Source organism: Stenotrophomonas sp. P5_A8 (assembly GCF_056400545.1).
Genome location: NZ_JBFULB010000448.1, coordinates 1 through 2,493, shown reverse-complemented (window position 1 = coordinate 2,493; position 2,493 = coordinate 1). Strand labels below are relative to the sequence as shown.

General features: G+C 59.4%; 1 protein-coding gene. It reads right to left on the bottom strand.

Annotated features, from left to right (window positions below; all coding sequences use genetic code 11):
• Positions 1 to 258 precede the first annotated feature (258 nt).
• Complete coding sequence (locus AC1DQP_RS19380; protein ID WP_457321300.1) at positions 259 to 1,800, bottom strand: EAL domain-containing protein; 1,542 nt, start codon at positions 1,798 to 1,800, stop codon at positions 259 to 261.
• Between the last annotated feature and the right edge of the window lie 693 nt (positions 1,801 to 2,493).

Sequence of the window (2,493 nt, the reverse complement as noted above, 5' to 3'; positions counted from 1 at the left end):
CTTAATGGTTAAGCGCACAGCGGTTGAGACCCCGGTGCAGGATCAGCCTTGCAAAAAAGTGCCGCACCCGCTGGTCACGACGGCCACCAATGGGGCGTCATTGCCTGAAACTCACCACGATCATCTGGGGGAGAACATCGTGGGCGGGCAATCCAGCGGCGCGCGGCCGGCCTCGGGTCTAAGTTGGATGACCCAAGGCAGTGTCGATCATTCCATCCAAGATGTAGACAGAGCGTGGAAAGGCGGTGAGGAGTTCATTCAAGAGTCAAGCACTGAGTCCAGTGGCGCGCGTCGGCTGGCGAGTTCTCGCGCATTTACGGGCCGGCCGAAGAACCACCCTTGGCCAATCGCCTGCGGGGCGAGGCTGCGGAGCATGGCCGCCTCGGCCGACGTTTCAATGCCCTCGATGGTCACGTCCAGGTTCAACTTGAGTGCTAGCTCATAAACGGCGGGAAGAACAGAACGAAGCGGAGAGTCGGTCGTAATGGCCCCCGTAAACAAACGATCAATCTTGATGCCATTGAAGCTCGTGCGAGCTAAGTGGGAGAAGTTCGAATGGCCCGTTCCGAAATCATCGATGAGGAATCGGAAGCCTGCCCCTTGAAGGAGCGCCATGTTTGTGAAAAATTCTGGCGTCACGATGTCGTTGCGTTCGGTCACTTCAAAACAGACTTGGAACGGCCTCAAATGCCGACTCTCAACTTGGCTCAGCGCGTAGTCGGGGAAGGAGCCATCTGCAATATCCTCCGGCTCAACGTTGATGCAGACGTAGAGCTCGGCATCCGGTAGAAGAACTCCTTCGATGTCATCAAGCGCGGTGGCGAGGACGTATCTTGAAAGCACAGGGCCAAAGCCATTGACTTGGGCGAGGGGCACAAAGATGTCCGGACCGATCTCCTCCTCGGGGGAGATATGCCACCTGGCGAGCGCCTCGAAGCCAACGGTGGATCCGTCGGATATCTTTCGAAGGGGCTGAAACACGATGGTCAACTCACCGCTTTCTATCGCACTCTGTAGGCGTTGCTCTAGGCTCCTTTTCAAGTTGCGATAGCGGATTGCCATCCACCCCAAGCACAGGCCGGTGACCAGTCCCAAGCCAGCGAAAGTCGAGAGCAGGTGGGAGGGCAACGACCACAGCGCGGTGCGCGGTGAAGTAACTGCTGCGCAGACTCCGACCGTGTCGCTGCAATAGCTGCGCTCAAGCGTGTCGTTTCGATGCCAGTCCCGTGCGTCAGCGACAGGTTCAACTGACCTAAACGTGTATTCGCCATTGGCTGTGGCGATCACAATGCGGCTGGTCCTGGACGGATCTACATTGTCAAATGCAGACGGGGAAGTCACCGTAGCGACGTTGCCCCGGACCACGATGTTCGTGGCGATGTAGGGGGAATGGAGCACGTCAGACGACCTCCAAATGCCGGCTCCGTTTCGCTGAAACCTGGGGGCAGGCAAGACCATGGGGGGCTCCAAGGCTCCCCATAGGGCCGTGCAGACGATTTGGCCGTCGCGAACCTTTCCCACGTCGCTCATGTAGCTGGAACTGAAGGCGATGGCTTTGAGGTTTCGCAGATCTGTGTCGGAGCAATCTTCTCCGCGCGTTGCCAAGGCTTGCTTGGCGGCTGCGGCGCTGCTGCGCGCGATCACTTCTGCCTGACCAACTGCCAGTCGGGCGGCCGCAGACGCGCGTTCGACGTCTTGCACGTAGAGAACCGCCTGCGCGATTACGAGAGTGGTCAACATCGTCAACCCGACGGCCGCTGCCAAAGCTAAGCCATCTTGGGTCCTGTTGCGTTTGCGCATCTGTTTGAGCCTTGGGAAGCAATGGCTGTGTTTGGAGGTGCTCGCCAACGCTGGTATTTGATAGCACTTTGCGCCGCCAGGTGGAAGGAGGGGCGCTCTCTTGAGTGTCAGGGAGTAGGGCGTCGCGGGTTGTGTCCGCCCGGTGCTTGAAGGCAGTGGGGATTGGCCGTAAGTTGGTGGTCGGCAGGCGGTGGCCTATTCAGGTTTTCTGCGGCGGCGAGAGACCGGCCACTGCTTTCGGGCCGCTTCACTGTGCCCCCAGCAGTAAAGTCAGGATCGCAGCATGAAGAATCCCTACGCAGGCAGCGACAAAGCAACGCTGTGTCAGAAGGCCCGTGAACGAGCGTCCGTTTTGCTGGAGGAGACCCATCCGGGTCCATTCGTGCCTGGACAACGAACCCCATACCTGACCCGGGAAGAAAAGCGGCTGAGGCTCTTGGATACTGCTCAGCTACTGAAGTGCCTTGCGGCAAGGCTACTTGGGGGACGAGGCCGTGGCGGGCGGCCCACGGCAATGGTTTCTCTCAGGCAGGTTGACCCTGGTTGAAGCCCATCAGGCAGAGTTGGATCGCAAGTCACGTGCCGCCCGCCTTGAATCGCTAATGGACGCAACTGACTTCATCTTGGGGGTGGGTGGGCGGGCATGGATAAGCGAGCGCGACCACTCCCGGCGCAGTCGCTATGACCTGGCCT

Coding starts and splice junctions, on each gene's coding strand:
- AC1DQP_RS19380 (WP_457321300.1), bottom strand. CDS start 1,800: ATGCGCAAACGCAACAGGACCCAAGATGGCTTAGCTTTGGCAGCGGCC.